Source organism: Oryzihumus sp. JJN4-3R, assembly GCF_057747915.1.
Genome location: NZ_CM173229.1, coordinates 2,864,902 through 2,884,750 on the forward strand (window position 1 = coordinate 2,864,902; position 19,849 = coordinate 2,884,750).

Consider the following 19,849-nt stretch of genomic DNA (forward strand, 5'->3'; position numbering starts at 1 on the left):
GCCCGCCCGTGGCCGGCTACCCGAAGCCCGAGATGCACCCTGTCGACGGGGCTGCCTGCTCAACCCTGTCGGCCCGGCTGCCGTACCCGCATCGCAGCGGGCCAGGGCCCAGCCACGCAGTTCACGGTCAATGCGCAAACCCGCGCGATCGGCTTCGCGGCGTGCCAAAGTCGCCTCATGGACCTCGACAGCTTCGGACGTTCGCCTTTGCACTATGCCGCGTTGAACGGTGACGTCACCGAGGTCGAACGCTGGCTGGCTCAAGGGGTCGACCCCTCGCTGGCCGACCGCTCCGGCTACACGCCCCTTCACTTCGCCGCCCAGCAACAACGCGCTGCCTGCGTGCCGATCCTCGTCGCAGCCGGGGCTCCGATCGATGTCCAGGACCAGTGGGGCAACACGCCGTTGTTCCGCGCCGTGTTCGACAGCCAAGGGAACGGCGACACAGTCAGCGCCCTGCTGGCAGCTGGAGCCGATCCGGATGCCCTCAACCACGCGGGCGTCAGCCCCCGCATCCTGGTGCAGCGGGTCGCGACGGACGACGTCATCCGCTTGATCCCCTGACACCGCCCGTGGCCGGATTTTGGCCGTGCGTTCCGTAGAACCGGCCGACGCCATGACAACGAAACCGCTGCAATCACACGGTTCGCGCCGCTGGCGCCATGACCGAAAGTGGCAGGCGGTGCCTCCCCTGTGAATGGGTCGGGTCTGCCAAGGCGTTGACCCCCCGCTGTAAATCGCTCCGTTTCGCCACGCAGGCAGGCCTGAGCCTGCCAATCTGCTGTCCATGCGAATCGGCACGTGGAACTTGGCCGGCAGGTGGTCGACGCAACATCGCACGTTGATGCTGTCCGAGAACTGCGATATCTGGCTGCTCACCGAAGTGCCACGAGGCTTGGACCTGGACGGGTTCCACCAGCATCTTTCGAAGGAGTCGATCGTTGCAGAACGCCGATGGGCTGCAGTGTTGTCCAAGGCGTGGCTGACGCCCGAGAACGACCCTCACCCGGCGAGCTGCGCAGCAACGGTGGAGGGCATCACCTTCTGCAGCTCTGTCCTGCCGTGGCGCTCTGCACGCCCCCGACACCCTTGGGTCCAGGGCAAGCACGCCGAGAAGACGCGGTCCGCCTTGGCCAGCATCGAGGCCGAGCTGGCGGGCAAGCCCGGAGTCGTTTGGGGAGGCGACTGGAACCACAGCCTCACCGGCCCCGAGACCGCTGGCTCCCTCAAGGGCCGGCTGTATCTGGCCGCAACGCTGGATCGCCTCCAGTTGCAGGTCCCGACGTCCGAGTTGCCGCACCGCCTCCCTGACATTTCCAGCATCGACCACATCGCCGTCAGTCGGGTTCTCCCGAAGCCCAAGGCGCGTTGGGTCCCTGCGGAGGCTCAAGGGCGCCGACTCTCCGACCACGACGCGTACATCGTCGAGCTCCCCTGACTGCAAGGATTCGGGGCAGCAAGTCCTAGTCCCGGAGGGTGCCACCGCCAGGCCAACGTCGCCATCGTTTATGCCATCGCTTTGAACGGGAAACGACAGGAATCGCCCGATGCGGGCGAGCAGCCAGACCGGCCAGATCGACCACAGCAGAACGCCTTTCGCCAGATTCGCGAAGCGTTGAGAAGTGCCCCGAGGGACACAGGCGGTTAAGGGGTCGAGTCCCCTCGTCGGCTCCATCACTGCAGGTCAGAGGCATGAACGGTCAGAACGCCCGGTCCATCAAGGGCCGGGGTTCCACTTTGGGGCCACAAGCACTCCAAAGCCACGCCTTCAGATGATCCGCGCCAAGGCCCGGGGAGGGTCCTCGTCGTCGCCCGGCTCGACCTGCCAGAGACCCTCGAGGGCGAACGCGGCGGCGGTATCGACGGCCCTGCGACCGAGATCGACGTCCTGAGTCACAGAGATGCGCAAGTGCCCAGCTGGTCCGCAATCGTTCGGGCACTCACGTGCCCTGGTGACGGCCTTGATGATCTGGGGCTCCGAGGTGAAATGCGCGGTTCGGGAGACCCGCACTCGCGTCACAGCACGCTACGCCGAGACGTCATCCTTCTTGGGGTTGACACCCACTTCTGAGCGGCTGTGAGGATGCTGTGAACGAGCGGCAGCGTCACAGCGTGAGCCGCCGGAGGACTCTCTGGATATCCCCGTGAGTCTCTTGGCTGCATCTAACCCGAGTGGATGCACCGCCACTTCGCCTCCGCGGTCCTGACCGGCAGCGAGCTGCTCGCCGAGGTCGAAGCAGAGGACGTACGAACCGTGGACTGACCCAGTCCATCCAGAAGGAGTCACGATGAGATTCAGCTGCGCGATGTTGTCGGACTACCCGTTGAGCGACTCCCTGTCCTCGATCAGGAAGGCAGACGAGCTCGGCTTCTACGCGGTTTACGCACCGGATGAGACCTGGCACAAAGACCTCTGGCTCCTGTTCGCCGCAGCCGCCGCGCAGACCAGCCAGATCCGGATGGGCCCGAGCGTGTCGGGCGTCGTGCTGCGCGAGCCGACCCTGATCGCGCAGGCGGCCGCAACGCTGGACGAGCTGACCAATGGGCGGGCGGAGGTCGCGGTGTCGAGCGGCAACTTCGGCCTGCTGGCGGGCTACCACATCGACTGGGCCAAGACGAAGCCACTCTCACGCGTCAAGGAGGCGGTCCATGTGATCCGCACCCTGCTGGACGAGGGCGTCATCACCCACGACGGCGAGTTCTTCAAGTACAGCGGCATATTCACCTTCGCCCGGCCGGTGCAGGAGCGGCTGCCGGTGAAGATGGGAGCGATGCGCGGCCCCAAGTCGTTCCAGGCAGCGGCAGAGGTGTCCGACGGGTGCCACCACGCGCTCAGCTACTGCCGCGAGGCCTACGACTACATGATCGAGCACTGCACGCTAGGCGCCGAGCGCGCAGGGAAGAACGTCCAGGACCTCGACCTCGGCGCCTGGATCGTCTTCTCGGTTGCCGAGGACGGTGCGGCGGCCAAGGACGCCGCGCGGAGCATGGTCGGCCTCTACGCCTCCGCCATGCCTCACGAGCAGCTCAAGCGCAACGGCGTCGACCCCAAGGAGATGGCGCCGATCATCGACGCGATCGGGGCCGGCGACATGGCCAAGGGCTTCGAGCTGACCACCCCCGACCTCGCGGAGCGCCTGTCCGTGGCGGGCACCCCGGAGGAGTGCGTCAAGAAGATGCAGAACGAGATCGCGGCCGCAGGCGTCAACCACCTGATCCTCGGCATCACCGACAAGGCTCTGGTGAAGGTTCTGACGGGACGCGAGATCGAGGGAGTCCCCGACGTCAACACCCAGCTGCAGCTCGTCCACGACAGGGTGATGCCGGCCTTCGCCTGATCGGGTTGAGGTCCCTCGACCTCGAGCCGGGTGGCGCGCTCACGGGCTACCCGGCCCAGGACACAACAACGAGGCGGGGCACTCCGATCCACTCGCAATGCCCCGCCTCGCCTCCTCCCCGGTCACCGTCTCAAGGTCTGGCGACCGATACGGGCGAGCAGCCAGATCGCCACAGCCCAACGCTTTTCGCCAGAATGCGAAGCGTCGAGAGGCGCACCGCCAGTCAGCGGAGGTTAGGGGTTCGAGTCCCCCCGTCGGTCTGTTTTCTCAGGTGAGAGGCCCTTTGAGGCCTCGCCGATCCGGCGATGAAGTGTCGGATCCATCGTTCACCCACCGCTTTCGGTCACGTCGTGGGCTCGCGAGGATCCGGGGAGGCGTCGTCGAGGGCACGCACGACCATTGGGTTCGGAGCCTTGCGCCCCATGTAGACGTCCTGGGTCATCGACGGCCGCCCGAGCTGGTCGGCGATCATCCGGGCGGTCAGGCCCGCGTCGTCCAGGATCGTGGCGCACGTCTTGCTGAAGACGTGCGACGTCACCCAGTCGAAGCCGATGCGCTTGGCCGCCGACCTCCGCTGCGTCCGGGTGTTGTGCGGATCTCGGAAACCGCCGTCGAGGTTGTGCATCACCGGCATGTCCAACCGTGCCCCGCGCAGCCACCGCTGGCGCAGCATCGCGACCGTCCAGGTCGAAGTCGACGGCCCGCTGGTCGAGGCGAATCTTGGCGAACCACTCGCGCCGCTCGTCCTCGGTCAGTACCCGGGGATTCCCGGCGGCGTTTGCCCTCCACCCACTCCAGCTCCCGCACGGGCTTGGCGACGGACGGCTCCCCACATCCGGAAGTGGGTCCCAGGGCCCCCGCCCTCCATTGCGTCCGCCCTCTAGTCGGCGCACACCAGACCGCCGACACTGAGCCATGGAGACAGAGCCGCTGGTCCAGATCGAGACTCCTCACGGCCTGATGCCGTCGTATGCGGCGGTGCCCACGACGGCGCCGCCATGGCCAGGCGTCGTCGTCATCCACGACTTCACGGGCATGAGTCAAGACTTACGTCAGCACGCGGACTGGCTTGCCGGAGAAGGCTTTGTGGCGATCGCGCCTGACCTGTACTACTGGGGCAGCCGGTTGCGCTGCCTCCGCACGATCATGCGCGACCTCGGTCCGCGCCGGGGTCGCACCTTCGACGACATCGAGGCGGCGCGGCACTGGCTACGAGACCAGGACGGCTGCACGGGAATCGTGGGGGTGGTCGGCTTCTGCATGGGTGGGGGGTACGCCATCGCGCTGGCCGAGGGCCACGGGTTCGACGCCTCGGCGGTGAACTACGGCGGATGCCCTTCTGACGCCAGGGACTGGTTGCCACGAGCCTGCCCGGTCGTCGGAAGCTTCGGCGCTGCAGACAAGTCCCCGTTGGGCGCCCGGGCCGGTCAGCGGCTGGACGGGTTACTGACCGAGTTCGCCGTGCCGCACGACGTGAAGATATATCCAGGAGTCCACCACGGATTCATGAACGACCATGCACCCGAGGACCAGACCCTGTTCCTGCGCTTCCTCGCGCGTGTGTCGGGCACCAGGTACGACCACGCGGCCACCCTGGATGCTCGTCGGCGTATCGCGGCATTCTTCAAGGAACACCTCCGCTCGGATGCACCCTCGTCGACCTGACCATGCGGATCGCGGCAGATGAGACGTCCGCCGGGCCGCGTCATCAGGCCTGGGCGCTCGAGCTCTCGAGGATCTCCTTGAGCCTCGCGAGGTCCTTGCGGTTAGCGCGCCGGACGGCCCTCGCCATGAGCGGTGCGGCCAGTTGGGAGAACCCCGACGGCTTCCCGCGGTTCCGCAGCCTCATGCGGGTGGCAGCATCGCCGATCGGCTCCCACTCGTACGTCGTCTCCATCGGGAACGGCCCCTGGGCGGTCCGCATGACGAGCCGCTCGCCCGGCGTCAGCTCGACGAGTTCGTAGGTGTAGGCGAGCCGCCGGCCCAGGAAGTGCGCCACGAAGTCCATCCGCGATCCGACGTCGAGCGGCGGAGGTGTGCGCCACTCGACGGAGCGGATGTTCGCGTACCACTCGGGCGCGTTCGTGGGGTCGGCGGCATAGGCCGCGACCACGGCGCGCGGACGACTGATCACGACCTCGGTGAGAACGTCAACGGGCATGCGCCCACCCTCTCAGGCAGCGGTTACACGTTTCCTTGCTGGCTCGGGCGCGGCTCCGCCGCGCACCTTGCCCGGCCACGCCCTCCGCGCTTCGCCGGTGGGACGCCGCGCTGCGGGCGGCGCTTCGCGCCGTCGGCGTGGGGGTAGCCAGATCGGCCAGATCGACCACAGCGCAACGCTTTTCGCCAGAGTCGCGAAGCGTCGAGAGGCGGCCCCGCCAGGCAGAGGTGGTGAGGGGTTCGAGTTCCCTCGTCGGCTCCATCTCCGCAGGTGAGTGGCTTGCACGCCAACCGCCCCGGTCCCAAAACGGGCCGGGGCGGCCACGTCGCGCCTGCTCGCTCAGCGGATCAGGTCACCGGTGGGCTCGGTCATCGGCTCTTCGGTGTCGATCAGCGAGGGCGGCCCGACCGCGAGGCCGTCCTCGGGCTCGGGGCTGGAGGCGCGGGCATCGGCCAGCACGTCGGCGGGGACGTGCTGCTCGAGGAACCGGCGGGCCATCCGGGTGGAGGGGTGGATCCCGATGGTGGCCACCACGATGATGGCGGCGATCAGCAGCCAGCCGCCGGCGCCCCAGTTCATCGCGAGGAAGGTGTAGACGGCCGGCGCCCACACCTTGCCGAGGGTGCTGCTCAGGCCGCTTGCGCCCTGGTAGGAGCCCCGCTGGCGCGGGTCCATGAGCTCGGCCTCGAACGTCCAGTTCGCGGCCGAGAGGTAGAGCTCGGCGCCGGTCACCGTGACGTGGCCGAGCCAGACGAGCGCGATCGTGACCCACCCGACGGTGTCATGGGTGGCCAGCGTGATGAGGCAGGAGACGACGAAGAAGACCGAGGACACCCGGACCGCCTTCAGCGCGGTCTTGACGTCCTTGACCCCGCGGGACGCCGCCATCGGCAGGAAGATGCACATCACCGTGTTGGTGCCGAACAGGAACGCCAGCAGCACCCGCGGGGCGTCCGTCTTCTCCACCAGCCACAGCGGGATCACGACGTTGAGCAGCACCTGGTTGGTCCAGAACACCCCGACGAAGAAGGTCGTGAGGAGCCAGCCGGGGTTGCGAAGCGGCCCCGGGCCCGGGACCTTTACCTTGCGGTCCTCCGGGGTGCGCTCGTCGTGGGCGGCCCGCGGCAGCCGGACGATGGCGGCGCCGTTGACCAGGAAGGCGCCGGCGGTGAACCACGGCAGCGCGTGCAGGACGGCGTTGGAGTGGAACGCCAGCGCGATGCCGCCGAGCATCGACCCGAGGGTGAAGCCGGCGTTGAGCGCGGAGTACATGTAGGCGCGCGACTTCACCCGCTCCTCGGGCGGCAACGCGTCGATCGTGTATGCGCCGTACGCCGCACCTCCCAGCGCGCCGATGACCTCCATCCCGACGGCCATCGCGACGTAGCCGTGGAAGCCGTTGATGAACGGCCACACCGAGAACATCGCTGCCTGCCCGACGGCGCTGACGGCCCACATCTTCTTCGGTCCGAAGCGGTCGACCAGCTTGCCCATCGGCAGTGCGGCCAGGAAGGCGGCGATGCCGGCGAACGTCAGGCCGAGGCCGACCTGGGCGGCGGACAGCCCGACGATCTGGGTGAAGAACACCGCCGAACCGGTCATGAAGGTGCCCTCACCGAGGGCGAACAGCAGTGACTGGGCGGCGAGGCGGCCGGCGAGCGGCGACGCGGGCCGTACGTGGCGGAGGATGGCGGCGAACATCACGGGGGAGTCTTCTGGGTCGGCGCGGGGGTTGTCGCGCGGTTTTCGGAACGCTGACGTTCCGGGACGGAAACCGTCGGGCTCAGAGCCAGACGGCGACGCCGCCGTGGTGCGAGCACGTCCCCTGCCGGTGCTGCGAGTACGAGTACGAGCCGTCGTTGCAGATCGCGGTCGCCCCCGCGGGCGCCGGAGCCGGTGCGGGAGCGGGTGCGGGAGCTGGCGCAGGCTTGGGCGTGGAGGGGGCGCTGACGTACTTCTGGTAGGCCGCCCACCAGTTCGTCGCGATGGCCCGCTGGGCCGTCTTCAGGGGGAGTGCCCCCGAGCACACCAGGGCGTGGAGCTTGTTCTCGATCACGTCCTTCTTGCGCGCCCCCAGGGCCGGGCTGTACGGCTCGGGCCACAGGTTCGTGACCGCTGTGGGGGAGCCGCCCAGCTCGAGGGAGATCAGGTGGTCCTCCTCGTAGTGGCTCGTGGCCCGGTCGTCGCGATAGGCGTAGCCCGAGGCGAGCTGGCCCTTCTTCACGCCGGTGGTGTACGACGACGGGGGCCGGATCGTGGCGGTCCAGCCGGAGACGCAGATGGTGCGGCGGATCGTGGCCTGGGTGACCGTCGGGTTCGTCGCGCCGGGCGTGCGAACGGCGTTCGGCAGGACCGCCCCGGCCTTGGTGACCACCACGCCCCCGCTGGCCTGCTTCACCGGGACCGCAGCAACCGCCTTGACGGGCGCCTGCGCCACGGCGTGACCCGTCGTCGTCGTCGACGACGACGGGGACGACACCGCCAGGGCAAGGGCCTGCGCGGCAGCGGGTGCCTTCATGCCCTGGCTCAGGGCCGGCCCGCAGCCCGTGAGCGCGACAGCCGTCACCAGCAGGCCGGTCGTCAGCCGGGTGGTCGCCCGCGCGCCCGCAAGACGCTTCACACGCGCCGCGATCCCGGCCGTCGTCTCGCGCGGCGCGGTGGAAGGACGCTGGCTCATCGGACCCCCAGGATGGAATGGCGGACAGCCCCCCGGCCTCCGCGCGATGAGCGTGGCAGCGCCAGGGGCGCGCCTCCGGTGAATGGCCGAAGATGACCCCCAAGTGGCCCGAATGGGCTACGTGTCCCTCACCCGGACGGTGCCGCCATCGCCGGGATCGGCTGCGGGACCGGTTCTTTGGGGTATGCCGTGCAGGGACGTAGGGGAGGAGGGGCAACTTCCAAGAACGGGTCAAGACGCACGTCGGCGACGATGCGCGGGAGCATGCTGGCCGTATGCCGGGGACAGGCCATCGGAGTGTCGGCGATTTGTTTCACGCCGCGCTGACCTGTGACGCGTCCGAGGTCCGGCGACTGATCGACCAGGGCGTCAACCCCAACGCGTCCAACAGCCAAGGGTTCACGGCACTCCACTTCGCAGCCGAGGTGCAGTGTGCCTCGGTCATCTCCCTGCTCGTCCACGGGGGAGCCGTCATCGACCCCCGGGACAACTGGGGGAACACCCCGTTGTGGAGGGCCGTCTTCCGCTCTCGCGGGGAGGGAGCGGCAGTGGCCGTTCTCCTGGCCCTCGGTGCCGACCCCGACGCTCCCAACAACGAGGGGGTGACCCCGCGGGGCCTGGCGCAGAGCCTCGCTGCTTCGTGCCTGGCCCCCTTCTTCCCCGAGGCGCACGCCCAGGGCTGAAACCACCCGTCGGCCCCACTGCGCAACGGTGTCGTGCGGCTGGGTAGCCGCTCCTGGTCAGCCCAGGTCCCGGACGAACCGTCGCTCGAGCCGACCCGAGTTCGGATCGCGCTGCACGTCCTGCGTGCCCGTCCACCCGGACCGCTCGTACACCGCGATGGCCCGGTCGTTGTCGTGGATGACCCACAGCTCGAGCGTCGCGCGGCCGAGCGCTCGCGCGTGGTCCTCCGCGCTGACGAGGAGCTGGCTCCCGACGCCGCGGCCCCAGGCGCCGGGGTCCACGGCGAGGTAGAAGACCTCCAGGGTCCGCGGCCGGGGCGCGAACAGGGTGAAGCCCACGGGCTGACCGTCGCGGCGCGCCAGGAGCAGCGTCGCCCCCTCGATGCCGAGGCGCCGCCGGACGCCCGGAAGGGCCTCCTCTGGTACTGCCGGCTCCGGGGCCTGGTCGCGCCGAGCCTTCGCCCGGGCCCAGATCGCAGCAGCCTCCGTCACGTCGTCCGCTTCGTGAGCCGCACCCACCTCCACCTCGCCCCATGAACCGTTCACGGCGTCATCCTCTCCTGGGGCAGGCCGAGGCGGAGGTGGCGTCAGGGCGCGTCGGCGAACCGGTCGGTAGCCATGACCAGGCGGTGCACCATGCCCGGCTCGTCCAGGGAGTGGCCGGCGTCGTTGACCAGCTGCATCTCGGCCTCGGGCCAGGCGACGTGCAGGTCCCAGGCCGTCGCCGGCGGGGTGCACAGGTCGTAACGGCCCTGCAGCAGGACTGCCGGGATGTGCCGGATCGCGTCGACGTCGCGGATCAGCTGTCCCTCCTCGAGGAAGCCACCGTGCTCGAGGTAGTGGATCTCGATGCGGGCGAACGCCACGGCAAACCGGGGCTCGGCGAACATCGCCTCCACCGCCGGGTTCGGGTGGAGCAGCATGCCGGCGGTCTCCCAGCGCGTCCAGGACCGGGCGGCACTGACACGCGTGTCGAGGTCGGCGGACTCCAGCCGCCGCCGGTAGGCGGCGGCAAGGTCGTGCCGCTCGTCCTCCGGGATCGGCGCGAGGAACTCCTGCCACCGCTCGGGGAGCAGCCGTGAGGCGCCGTCGCGGTAGACCCAGTCCATCTCGCGCTGCCGGAGGGTGAAGAGGCTGCGCAGCACCATGGCCCGGACCCGGTCGGGATGGGCCTGCGCGTAGGCCATCGCCAACGCCGTGCCCCAGGAGCTGCCGGCCAGCACCCATCGGTCCACCCCCAGCTCGACCCGCAGCCGCTCGATGTCCGCCACCAGGTGCCAGGTCGTGTTCGTGTCCAGCGACACGGCCGGGTCACTGGCGTGCGGCAGGCTGCGTCCGCAGCCGCGCTGGTCGAAGAGGACGACCCGGTATGCCGTGGGGTCGAACGGGCGACGGTGCTCCGGCACGCACCCACCGCCCGGTCCTCCGTGGAGCACCAGCACCGGCGTCCCGTCAGGGTTTCCGCACTCCTCCCAGAACACCTGCTGACCGTCCCCGACGTCCAGCAGCCCGGACCGATACGGCTCGATCGGTGGGTAGAGGTCTCGACGCTCCATCCGGTGCAGCCTCCCGGGCTCGGCAGGTGGGTGAGGAGCTCCATCATCTGCCGTCCTGCGGTGGATGCGGCGCGGAAACACGATGACGCGGCACGTGGCGCGATCCACCCCGGCCGGTCGGTGCGCTCCTCTACGGTCGGAGGCATGGTGCACCAGCTGACCCGCCAGGAGGCGCGCCGCATCGCGGTCCGGGCGCAGCTCCTCGACGCGTCACGACCGACCGACCTGCGGGAGCTGGTGGCTCACCTCGGCCTGGTGCAGATCGACCTCACCGCGGCGGTGGCGCCCAGCGCCGACCTGGTGTGCTGGAGCCGCCTCGGCTCCTCCTACGCACCCGCCGAGCTCGACACCCTGCTCGACGAGCAGGCGCTCGTGGAGTTCCGCGGCGTGCTGCGTCCTGCCGAGGACATCGCCCTCTTCCGGGCCGAGATGCAGCAGTGGCGTCGTCGGGGGTCGGAGGAGGACTGGCGCGGCGAGGTGCGCGGCTGGGTCGAGGCCAACGACGCCTGCCGGCAGGACATCCTCCAGCTGCTGCGGTCCGAGGGTCCCCTCCCGGCCCGCGAGCTCCCGGACACCTGTGTGGTGCCGTGGCGCTCGAGCGGGTGGAGCAACGACCGCAACGTGCTCAAGCTGCTCGACATCATGGAGCGGCGTGGGGAGGTCGCCGTGTCCTCGCGCGAGGGCCGGGGGCGCCTGTGGGACCTGGCCGAGCGGGTCTACCCCCACGAGGAGGCGGTCCCCGCGGAGGAGGCGCGCCTCCAGCGGGACCAACGCCGGCTGGCCTCGCTCGGGATCGCGCGCAGCAAGGGCCCCGAGTGTCCCGTCGAGCCCCTCGACGTCGGCGACGCGGGGGAGCCGGCGGTGATCGAAGGCGTGCGTGGCACCTGGCGGGTCGACCCGGAGCAGCTCGGGCAGCCGTTCCACGGCAGGGCGGCACTGCTGTCGCCGCTGGACCGGCTTGTCGTCGACCGCAAGCGGATCGCGGAGATCTTCGAGTTCGACTACCAGCTGGAGATGTACAAGCCGGCGGCCAAGCGCCGATGGGGCTACTGGGCGTTGCCGATCCTCTACGCCGACCGACTCGTCGGCAAGCTCGACGCTGCGGCCGACCAGCGGGCCGGGGTACTGCACGTCAACGCGGTCCACGAGGACGTGCCGCTGACCAAGGCCGCGCGGGCGGCGGTCGACCGGGAGGTGGCCGACCTGGCGCAGTGGCTGGGACTGGAGCTCGACGGCCCGCACCGCTGACCCGGAGCACTCCGGATCCACCCCAACCCCTCGAGCTCGGGTCAGCCGGGGCGGGGCTCACCCGCTCCCTCGAGGCCGTCGAGCGGCGGGCTCTCGGCCTCCCGACCGCGCCCCAACACGCGGGAGAGCAGCCCGAGCAGGGCGCTCGTCAGGACGAACAGCACCAGGGCGCACACCGCGGCCCACCCGACCTCCTGCCACATGCGGCGATCTTGGCACGAGCGGATCGCGCCGGCGCGTCAAAGAGCGTCGGCCAGGGGGTCCTGCGCCGTGAGGTGCCGACGAGCGGCCGTCTGGTCAGTCCCGGTCGTGGGTGGCCCGCGCGTGGGCGGCCGCCAGCCCGGCATGGTCGGACATGGCCGTCGCGACCTCGGCCAGTGAGGAGAGCCTGCGGATCAGCCACCTGCCTGGTCCCGCCGGTGAGGAGCTTGCCTCGACGAACGCCCAACGCCCCGGGCCCAGGGCCAGGACCACGTCATCACAGTGCGAGCACGTGGCGACGACGAGGGGGGAGGCCGCCAGCTCGTGGGGTGAGAGGCCGGCAGCCCACGTCTGCAGGACGTGTGCCGAGCCTTCGGTCGGGGCCTGCCACGGGCCTGGGAAGTGGATTCCCATGCCTCGACCGTGGCACGGCCGGGTCGGCCCGCCGGGGGCACAACGTCACCCGCCCGGGCGGGGATGGCGTCGGGCGCGGAAGGGAGTCAGGCGTGGGGAGGATGCCCGGCGTGGGATGCCAGGCGTGGGGATGGGTCAGACCCGATGCAGCTTCGTGGTCGAGGTGCTCACGCGATAGGTCACGCCACCGAAGTTGATGTGCAGCCCGGTGTCGCCGTCGAACCCGGTCACACGACCCAGTCCGAGGCGGTCGTGGGTGACCCGGTCGCCGATCTCGAAAGTCTCCTGCCGGGGACGTGCGGCCTCGCGGGCGGCGTTGAACGGGCTGTTGGGCAGGTGACGCGGTGCAGGGGGTGCCATGGGTCCAGCATCCCCTGTCCGTGATGCGGACCACACCCCACCCCCGCCCGGCCGGGTCCGGCGGCCCGACCTCAGGCCGGCGCGCCGTCGAGGATGAACTGCTGGATCGCGACGGAGGCGGCGCCGCGGGCCCACAGATCCGAGTCGTGCGGCTGGATCACCAGGCCCACCGGCGAGGCGGCCGGGTCCCGGTCGCGCTGGATGCCCTCGAGCACGGCGTCGCGGGCGATCTCCGCCAGGCGCACCCCCTCGCCGGAGACCACGATCCGCTGGGCCATCGTCAGGTTGGCCACCGCGGCGACCAGGCGGCCGAGGGCCAGGCCGCTCTGCCGGACGATGGCGGCGGCCGCGAGGTCGCCGGCCTCCGCCAGCAGCATCACCTCGTCGTAGGCCACCGGCCGGCGGTAGGCGACCGCGGCCTGGGCACGCACCCCGCTGATGCTCAGCATCGTGTCGGCACAGCCCCGGTGCCCCTCGGCGCACCACGGACCCTCCGGGTCGACGGGGTAGTGCCCGACCAGGCCGATGCCGACGTCGGGGCTCGTGACCAGCCGGCGGTGGATCACCAGCCCGTAGCCGACTCCGGCCCCCATGGTCAGCACGGCGAAGTTGTCCAGGTCGCGGCCGTCGCCGAACCACTGCTCGGCCACGGTGAGGGCCACCAGGTCGTTCTCGATCACCGTGGGGTGGCCGGTGCGTGCGGCGACGAGCGAGGCGAGCGGGACGTCGGCCCACCGCAGGAACGGCGCCCGGCTGACGACGGTGTGGTCCGGGGTGTTGCCGCCCAGGCTCACCCCGACGCCGGTGATCTCGTCGTCGTCGGCGAGGTCGCGCACGAGGGCGTCGATCTGCTCCACCACCTTCACCGGGTCCTGTGACGTGAGCTCGGCGCTGCGCGACGCGAGGATCTCCGCGCGGAGGTTGGTCTTCACGGCATACAGGGCATCGGCGGCGAGCTTGACCCCGATGAAGGTGTGCGCTGCCGGGACGATGTCGAGGGGGCGGGCCGGCCGCCCGAGGCGGCCCCCGACCGGCTCTTCCGCCGCGGTCACCAGACCGCGTGCGACGAGCGGTGCGCTGATCCGGGTCAGGGTGGCGGGGGAGACCCCGAGCCGCTCGGCGAGCTCGCGCCGGGACAGCGGGCCGTGGATCAGCACGCTGAGGGCGAGCTCGCGGGCCAGGCCCTCGAGTCGTTGCGCCTCGCGGCTGGTGTCCGTCACGTGCCCTCCCCGGCTCGACTTCATTTCGTTATGGCGCTAATAAGACCCGATCGAGCTCTCCAAAAGCAACCATTGACCTGAGTATGTTCCATGGTGAAAATAACTCCTCAGCCAGCCGATCCCCATCCGCGGGGCTGGATGACGCAATGGAGGAGTCATGCGCAGGACAACGTGGTCGGTCGCAGTGCTCGCAGCCCTGGGGCTCTCGGCGTGCTCGACGGGAGCCGGGAGCGCGGGGGGAGGTGGCTCGGACGGCACGGTCACGGTCACCTACTGGCACGCCTACAGTGCGGACAGCCCCGAGGCCACGACCCTGAACAACGTCGTGATCCCGGCCTTCGAGAAGACCCACCCCAAGATCAAGGTCAAGGCCGTGGCCTTCCCCTACGACCAGCTGCACCAGAAGCTGCTCACCTCCACCGCCGGCGGCACCCTGCCGTGCCTGGTCCGCAGCGACATCATCTGGGTGCCCGAGCTCGCCCAGCTCGGCGCGATCACCGCCCTCGACGACGTCATGAAGGACTACAGCACCATCGCGGCCAAGACGTATGACGGTGCGCTCGCCACGAACGTGTGGAAGGGCAAGCACTACGGCCTGCCGCTCGACACCAACACGCGCGTCCTGATGTACAACGCCAAGACCCTCGCCAAGGTCGGGATCAAGAACCCGCCGAAGACGTTCGACGACGTGCGCGCGGACGCCGCCAAGCTCAAGGGCACGGGGGACTTCGTCTTCGCGGACAACGGCACCAGCGGCTGGAACCTCTTCCCGTGGATCTGGTCGGCCGGCGGCGACGTCACCGACGCCAAGATGACCAAGGCCACCGGCTACCTCAACTCCGCCAAGTCGGTCGCGGCCGTGCAGCTGCTCGTGGACCTGAAGAAGGAGGGACAGCTGCCCGACATCATCATGGGCAGCAAGGGCGGGGTCGAGACGGCGGTGGGCCTGCCGCAGGGCAAGTACGCCAGCATCCTCGACGGCCCCTGGATGTTCCCGATCTTCCAGAAGCAGAACCCCACCTTCGACCTCAAGACCGCGCCGATGCCCGACGGCGGTGGCGGCTCGGTCTCGGTGGTCGGCGGCGAGGACCTGGTCATGACCTCCAGCTGCGAGAACAAGGACCAGGCGGCCGAGTTCTCCCGCTTCATGCTCAGCGACGAGGCGCAGACCGACATGGCCAAGGTCGGCCAGATGCCGGTGCTGAAGGACCTCGGCAGCAAGCTCACCGACATCCAGCCCTACTACGGGGTGTTCGCGCAGCAGCTGCAGACCGCTCGCCCGCGCCTGCCGCACCCGAAGTACCCCAAGATCGAGGAGATCATCTCCACCGAGGTGCAGAAGGCCTTCAAGGGTGACGAGACGGTCCAGCAGGCGCTCGACGCCGCGGCCCGCCAGATCGACCCGCTCCTCGCGAGCTGATGGCCGTCTCGACCACCAGCTCGACGTCGACGTCGACGTCCGCCCCGCGTCCGCTCCGCCGCCGTGACGCGGCGCGGAGCGGGCGCGGCTGGGGCACGGCATACCTGTTCCTGGCTCCCGGGCTGCTGTTGTTCCTCACCCTGATCGTCTACCCGGTGGTGCTGGCCTTCCGGATGAGCTTCTACGACTGGAAGGTCATCAAGGGGGCGGTCAGCCCGTTCGTCGGGCTCGACCAGTACACCCGGGCCGTCGCCGACCCGGTGCTGCGCAAGGCGGTCGTCAACACCGTCTTCTACCTCGTGGCGACGGTCCCGCCACAGCTGGTCCTGGGCATGCTGCTGGCGGTCCTGCTGAACAAGGCGATCCGTGGTCGCGTGGTGTTCCGGGCGCTGTACTACCTGCCGGTCATCACCAGCTGGGTCGTCGTCTCGCTGGTCTTCGAGTACCTGTTCAACTCCCAGGCGGGGCTGGTCAACCACGTGCTCGTCGACTGGCTGCACGTCATCGGCACCCCCGTGGACTGGCTCGGCTCCCGCTGGCCGGCGATGGTGACGCTGAGCCTGCTCGGCATCTGGAAGGGCGTCGGCTGGTCGATGCTGATCTTCCTCGCCGCGCTGCAGGCGGTCCCGACCGAGCTGCTCGACTCGGCCGCCGTCGACGGCGCCGGACCCGTCCGGCAGTTCTTCCAGGTCACCCTGCCGCTGCTGCGCCCGGTGATCGCGTTCGTCACGGTGATGCTCGTCATCGGCGGGTTCAACGTGTTCATCTCGGTCTTCGTCATGACCAACGGCGGGCCGGCCAACGACACCGAGGTCGTCCTGACCTACATGTACAAGCAGGCCTTCAGCTTCCTCGACTTCGGCTACGGCTCGGCGATCGCCTACCTGCTCGCGCTGGTGATCTTTGCGCTGAGCCTCGCCCAGATGCGCCTGTTCCGATACGACCGGGAGGTCGGAGAGTGACCGCCGTGACCACCTCGCGCCGCCCCTGGGGGCGGCCCTCGCTGGTGATGACAGGCCGGTATGCCGCGCTGGTCGCCGGGGCGCTGCTGACGACGGTGCCGTTCTTCATGATGCTGTCGACCTCGTTCAAGCCGCAGACGTTCGTGCTCCAGGTCCCGCCACAGCTGCTGCCGTCGCACCCGACGACGGCGAACTACGGGCAGGCTTGGGCCTCAACGGGATTCGCGCAGTACTTCCTCAACAGCGTCGTGGTGTCGATCTGCACCGTGGCCGGGGTGCTGCTGCTCGGGTCGATGATGGCCTACGCGTTCGCGCGCTTCGAGTTCCCCGGCAAGAAGCCGATCTTCCTCGCGCTGATCGCGACGCTGATGATCCCGGGGATGATGCTGATCATCCCGCAGTACCTCGTGGCCAAGGACCTGCACGTCCTCGACTCCCGGGTCGGCCTCGTGCTGTTCTACGTCGCGGGCCAACTGGCGTTCACCACGTTCCTGGTCCGCGGCTTCATCGTCACGATCCCACGTGAGCTCGACGAGGCCATGCTCATCGACGGGGCCGGCCCGTTCCGGGTCTTCTGGAGCCTGATCCTGCCGCTGTGCCGCCCGGCCCTCGCCACCGCGGGCATCTTCTCCTTCCTCGGCGCGTGGGACGAGTTCGTCTGGGCGGTCACGATCATCGACTCCCCGGAGAAGCGGACGTTGCCGATCGCCATCGCCCTGTTCCAGGGGCAGCACGCGACCTCGTGGGGCATGGTCTTCGCGGCCTCGGTCATCGCCGTCCTGCCCGTGTTCGTCGTCTTCGTCGTCTTCCAGCGGCAGTTCGTCGCCGGTGTCCAGGCAGGAGCCCTCAAGGGATGACCCACACCACCGCCGGGCCCTCGGCCGGCCCGTCCGACGACGCGCGCGCCGGGCTCCCGGAGGAGGCGCGCCGGGGCCGGATGGTCCGGCACTCCATCGCCGTGATCGCGCGCGGGCAGGCGCCTTCGGGCGCCTACGTGGCTAGCCCGGCATACCCCACGTACCGCTTCGCGTGGCTGCGCGACGGCAGCTTCTGCGCCGACGCGATGGACCGCCACGGCGAGCACGACAGCGCCGCCCGGTTCCACGCGTGGGTCTGCCGGACGGTCACCGCCCTGGCAGCCACGTTCGAGGCGGCCATCGCGGCGCTGCCCGGCGACGTGGCCGTCCTGCCGCCCACCCGGTTCGAGCTCGACGGCACGCTGGAGTCCGGCGAGGAGGACTGGCCCAACTTCCAGCTCGACGGCTACGGCACGTGGCTGTGGGCGTTCGCCTCCCACGTACGCGGGCGCGGCACCGACCTGACGACACCCGAGCGGGACGCCGTCCGGCTGGTCGCCCGCTACCTCGACGCCGCCGGTGACGCGCCCTGCTACGACTGCTGGGAGGAGTCGGTCGAGCGCCGCCACGCCGCGACCCTGGCCGCCACCGTCGCGGGGCTGCGGTGTGCGGCAGACCTGTTGGGGAACAACGCGTTTGCGACCCGGGCCGAGGACCTTGCGGCCGTGCTGGCGGACGAGTTCGTCGTGGACGGGTCGTTCGTCAAGCACGACGCGACGACCGGCGTCGACGCCTCGCTGTTGTGGCTGGCGCTGCCCTTCGGCGTGGTCGACGTCGACGACCCGCGCTTCGTGGAGACCGCCCGCCGGGTCGACGCCGAGCTGCTGGGCCCCGGCGGCGGGATCCGGCGCTACCGAGGTGACACGTTCTACGGCGGCGGCGACTGGATCCTGCTCGCCGCGTGGAGCGGGTGGTCCCACGCCGCGGCCGGCCGGCGCCACGAGGCGCTGGAGCGCCTGGCGTGGGTGGAGTCCCGGGCGACCGACGCCCTCGACCTGCCCGAGCAGGTCCACGACCACCCGCAGAGCCCCGATCACGTGGCGGAGTGGGTCGACCGGTGGGGTGGCGTCGCGACGCCGCTGCTGTGGTCCCACGCCATGTACCTCGTCCTCGTCGACCAGCTGGAGACCGCATGAGCACCCCCGCCCCGCGCCTCGACGTCCGCCCCGCCCGCGCGGGGCTCACCCCCGGCGACCGCGTCGACCTGCTGGTCGACGCTCCCGCGTCGGGGGAGGGCCGGCTCGTGCTCGAGCGCCTGGGCGAGCGGGTGGTCGAGCAGGAGGTCAGCCTCGTGCCCGGTCGCCAGCGCGTCACCGTGGACGCCCCGGACGGCCTGGCCGAGGGCGGGTATGCCGTGCGGCTGCGCGCCGCCGGCCAGGTCGCCACGACCGCGTTCGACGTCCTGGCCGACCCCGGCGCCCGGCCCCGCTACGGCTTCCTGGCCGACTTCCGGGCCGGCCGCGCCGACGTCGCGGAGGTCGCGGACTCGCTGCGCGCCTTCCACATCAGCCACGTCCAGTTCTACGACTGGATGTACCGGCACGCCGAGCTGCTCCCGCCGCAGGACGACTTCGTCGACGCGCTGGGCCGGCCGCTGTCGCTGACCACGGTGCGCGCGTTCGTCGAGGCGGTCCGCGAGGCCGGGGCGCAGGCCCTGGCCTACGCCGCGGTCTACGGCGCCGGCCGGGACTACGCCGAGGCCCACCCCGAGCAGGTCCTGACCCACCGCGGCGGGGAGCCGTGGATGCTGGGGGACTTCCTGTGGATCGCCGACATCTCGCAGGGCTCGCCCTGGGCCAAGCACATCGTCAACCAGATGGCCGGGGCCGTGGCCGGCGTCGGCTTCGACGGGCTGCACCTGGACCAGTACGGCGACCCGAAGGTGGCCCTGTCCGCCTCCGGGGCCACGGTCGACCTCGCCGCGGAGTTCCCCCCGCTCATCGACGCCGTCCGTGAGGCGCTGCCCGAGGCGACGCTGATCTTCAACAACGTCAACGACTTCCCGACCCGCGCCACGGCCCGGGCCCGGCAGGACGCGACCTACATCGAGGTCTGGTCCCCGCACGACACCCACGCCGACCTCGTGGACCTGGTCCGGACCGCCCGCGACGTGGCGCCGGACCGCCCTGCCATCCTCGCGGCATACCTCGAGCCGTTCGCGCAGGGGAGCGGCGAGGCCGAGGTGGCGGCGGCCAAGCTGGCCCTGTCGACGGTCTGGGCCGCTGGCGGGCAGTACCTCCTCTTCGGGGAGCGGCACGGCGCCCTGGTGCACCCCTACTACCCGAACTTCGCCACGCTGGAGGGCGAGGCGGTCGACGTCCTGCGGGCGTTCGCCGACTTCTCCGTGGCCAACGGCGACCTGCTCTTCGACCCCGCGGCCCAGGACGCCACGGGCAGCCTGGCGCTCGGCATCAACGAGGACGTCGTCGTCGAGGGGTGCCCGGCGTCGGGGCGCCCCGAGGCCGGGGCGGTGTGGGTGCGCACGAGCACGGTGGGGGACCGGCTGGTGATCCAGCTCGTCGACTACCGGGCCCAGGCCGACGGCCGGTGGAACGTGCCGCGCACGCCGACCGGAGTGGCCGGCGGCCTCTCGCTGCGGGTGCGCGTGGCCTCCGCGTCGGTGAAGGCGTGGTTCGGGCACCCGCTCGGTGGTCCCGGTGTGGCGCCGGTGGCCGTCCGCGACGAGGGCGAGCACGTCGTCATCGACGTCCCGGACTTCGACACGTGGGCGGTGCTCGTCCTCACGCGCTGA

Annotated in this window: 21 protein-coding genes; 11 read left to right on the top strand and 10 right to left on the bottom strand. The window is 70.4% G+C overall.

The features are described 5' to 3' along the window. The first annotated feature begins 177 nt into the window (after positions 1–177). From AC3ANM_RS13690 to AC3ANM_RS13700, 3 genes are all read left to right on the top strand, one after another. Entirely contained in the window at positions 178–564 is a 387-nt protein-coding gene (locus AC3ANM_RS13690) for an ankyrin repeat domain-containing protein (RefSeq protein WP_488284965.1), read from the top strand. 223 nt (positions 565–787) lie between these two features. Then, a complete protein-coding gene (locus AC3ANM_RS13695) occupies positions 788–1,438 on the top strand; it encodes an endonuclease/exonuclease/phosphatase family protein (protein ID WP_488284966.1) in 651 nt (216 codons plus the stop codon). Positions 1,439–2,288: 850 nt separating this feature from the next. Then, on the top strand, positions 2,289–3,338 hold the full coding sequence (locus AC3ANM_RS13700) for an LLM class flavin-dependent oxidoreductase (protein WP_488284967.1): 1,050 nt from the start codon (positions 2,289–2,291) through the stop codon (positions 3,336–3,338). A 343-nt stretch (positions 3,339–3,681) separates the two neighbouring features. On the opposite strand, the gene AC3ANM_RS13705 is transcribed toward AC3ANM_RS13700, so the two are convergent. Beyond that, positions 3,682–4,011: a hypothetical protein gene (locus tag AC3ANM_RS13705; RefSeq protein ID WP_488284968.1), complete on the bottom strand. Its 330-nt coding sequence runs from the start codon at positions 4,009–4,011 to the stop codon at positions 3,682–3,684. 242 nt (positions 4,012–4,253) lie between these two features. Here AC3ANM_RS13705 and AC3ANM_RS13710 point away from each other — a divergent pair, with 242 nt between their 5' ends. After that, positions 4,254–5,003: a dienelactone hydrolase family protein gene (locus AC3ANM_RS13710; RefSeq protein ID WP_488284969.1), complete on the top strand. Its 750-nt coding sequence runs from the start codon at positions 4,254–4,256 to the stop codon at positions 5,001–5,003. A 43-nt stretch (positions 5,004–5,046) separates the two neighbouring features. On the opposite strand, the gene AC3ANM_RS13715 is transcribed toward AC3ANM_RS13710, so the two are convergent. From AC3ANM_RS13715 to AC3ANM_RS13725, 3 genes are all read right to left on the bottom strand, one after another. Then, positions 5,047–5,499, bottom strand: a complete 453-nt coding sequence (locus AC3ANM_RS13715; RefSeq protein ID WP_488284970.1) for an SRPBCC family protein — start codon at positions 5,497–5,499, stop codon at positions 5,047–5,049. Between the two features lie 339 nt (positions 5,500–5,838). Next, the gene (locus tag AC3ANM_RS13720; protein WP_488284971.1) at positions 5,839–7,200 is read right to left on the bottom strand and encodes an MFS transporter; all 1,362 of its coding nucleotides are present in this window, start codon (positions 7,198–7,200) and stop codon (positions 5,839–5,841) included. A gap of 82 nt (positions 7,201–7,282) precedes the next feature. After that, the gene (locus tag AC3ANM_RS13725) at positions 7,283–8,176 is read right to left on the bottom strand and encodes a DUF3761 domain-containing protein (RefSeq protein WP_488284972.1); all 894 of its coding nucleotides are present in this window, start codon (positions 8,174–8,176) and stop codon (positions 7,283–7,285) included. A 308-nt stretch (positions 8,177–8,484) separates the two neighbouring features. Here AC3ANM_RS13725 and AC3ANM_RS13730 point away from each other — a divergent pair, with 308 nt between their 5' ends. Beyond that, positions 8,485–8,859 carry an ankyrin repeat domain-containing protein gene (locus AC3ANM_RS13730; RefSeq protein ID WP_488284973.1) on the top strand — a complete coding sequence of 125 codons (375 nt, stop codon included), beginning with the start codon at positions 8,485–8,487 and terminating at the stop codon, positions 8,857–8,859. Positions 8,860–8,916: 57 nt separating this feature from the next. Here AC3ANM_RS13730 and AC3ANM_RS13735 read toward each other — a convergent pair whose 3' ends face one another. Together AC3ANM_RS13735 and pip are read right to left on the bottom strand one after the other, a co-directional pair. Beyond that, complete coding sequence (locus AC3ANM_RS13735; RefSeq protein ID WP_488284974.1) at positions 8,917–9,405, bottom strand: GNAT family N-acetyltransferase; 489 nt, start codon at positions 9,403–9,405, stop codon at positions 8,917–8,919. A 41-nt stretch (positions 9,406–9,446) separates the two neighbouring features. Further along, entirely contained in the window at positions 9,447–10,415 is a 969-nt protein-coding gene (gene pip / locus AC3ANM_RS13740) for a prolyl aminopeptidase (protein WP_488284975.1), read from the bottom strand. Between the two features lie 144 nt (positions 10,416–10,559). Between pip and AC3ANM_RS13745 the strand changes: the two genes are divergently transcribed. After that, on the top strand, positions 10,560–11,663 hold the full coding sequence (locus AC3ANM_RS13745) for a DNA glycosylase AlkZ-like family protein (RefSeq protein WP_488284976.1): 1,104 nt from the start codon (positions 10,560–10,562) through the stop codon (positions 11,661–11,663). A gap of 41 nt (positions 11,664–11,704) precedes the next feature. On the opposite strand, the gene AC3ANM_RS13750 is transcribed toward AC3ANM_RS13745, so the two are convergent. From AC3ANM_RS13750 to AC3ANM_RS13765, 4 genes are all read right to left on the bottom strand, one after another. Further along, entirely contained in the window at positions 11,705–11,866 is a 162-nt protein-coding gene (locus tag AC3ANM_RS13750) for a hypothetical protein (protein ID WP_488284977.1), read from the bottom strand. 94 nt (positions 11,867–11,960) lie between these two features. Next, the gene (locus AC3ANM_RS13755; RefSeq protein ID WP_488284978.1) at positions 11,961–12,278 is read right to left on the bottom strand and encodes a hypothetical protein; all 318 of its coding nucleotides are present in this window, start codon (positions 12,276–12,278) and stop codon (positions 11,961–11,963) included. A gap of 135 nt (positions 12,279–12,413) precedes the next feature. Next, positions 12,414–12,638, bottom strand: a complete 225-nt coding sequence (locus AC3ANM_RS13760; protein WP_488284979.1) for a hypothetical protein — start codon at positions 12,636–12,638, stop codon at positions 12,414–12,416. Positions 12,639–12,709: 71 nt separating this feature from the next. Then, on the bottom strand, positions 12,710–13,858 hold the full coding sequence (locus AC3ANM_RS13765; protein ID WP_488284980.1) for an ROK family protein: 1,149 nt from the start codon (positions 13,856–13,858) through the stop codon (positions 12,710–12,712). 157 nt (positions 13,859–14,015) lie between these two features. On the opposite strand from AC3ANM_RS13765, the gene AC3ANM_RS13770 reads away from it, so the two are divergent. From AC3ANM_RS13770 to AC3ANM_RS13790, 5 genes are read left to right on the top strand one after another with little or no spacing between them, the layout of a single operon-like run. Then, positions 14,016–15,278: an extracellular solute-binding protein gene (locus tag AC3ANM_RS13770; RefSeq protein WP_488284981.1), complete on the top strand. Its 1,263-nt coding sequence runs from the start codon at positions 14,016–14,018 to the stop codon at positions 15,276–15,278. Beyond that, positions 15,278–16,240, top strand: coding sequence for a carbohydrate ABC transporter permease (locus AC3ANM_RS13775; RefSeq protein WP_488284982.1), 963 nt, complete (start codon positions 15,278–15,280; stop codon positions 16,238–16,240). The genes AC3ANM_RS13770 and AC3ANM_RS13775 overlap by 1 nt, the downstream gene beginning before the upstream one ends. Before the next feature lie 5 nt (positions 16,241–16,245). After that, complete coding sequence (locus AC3ANM_RS13780) at positions 16,246–17,097, top strand: carbohydrate ABC transporter permease (RefSeq protein WP_488284983.1); 852 nt, start codon at positions 16,246–16,248, stop codon at positions 17,095–17,097. Further along, entirely contained in the window at positions 17,094–18,233 is a 1,140-nt protein-coding gene (locus tag AC3ANM_RS13785) for a glycoside hydrolase family 15 protein (RefSeq protein ID WP_488284984.1), read from the top strand. Before AC3ANM_RS13780 ends, AC3ANM_RS13785 begins: the two co-directional genes overlap by 4 nt. Beyond that, a complete protein-coding gene (locus tag AC3ANM_RS13790) occupies positions 18,230–19,849 on the top strand; it encodes a glycoside hydrolase family 66 protein (RefSeq protein WP_488284985.1) in 1,620 nt (539 codons plus the stop codon). The genes AC3ANM_RS13785 and AC3ANM_RS13790 overlap by 4 nt, the downstream gene beginning before the upstream one ends.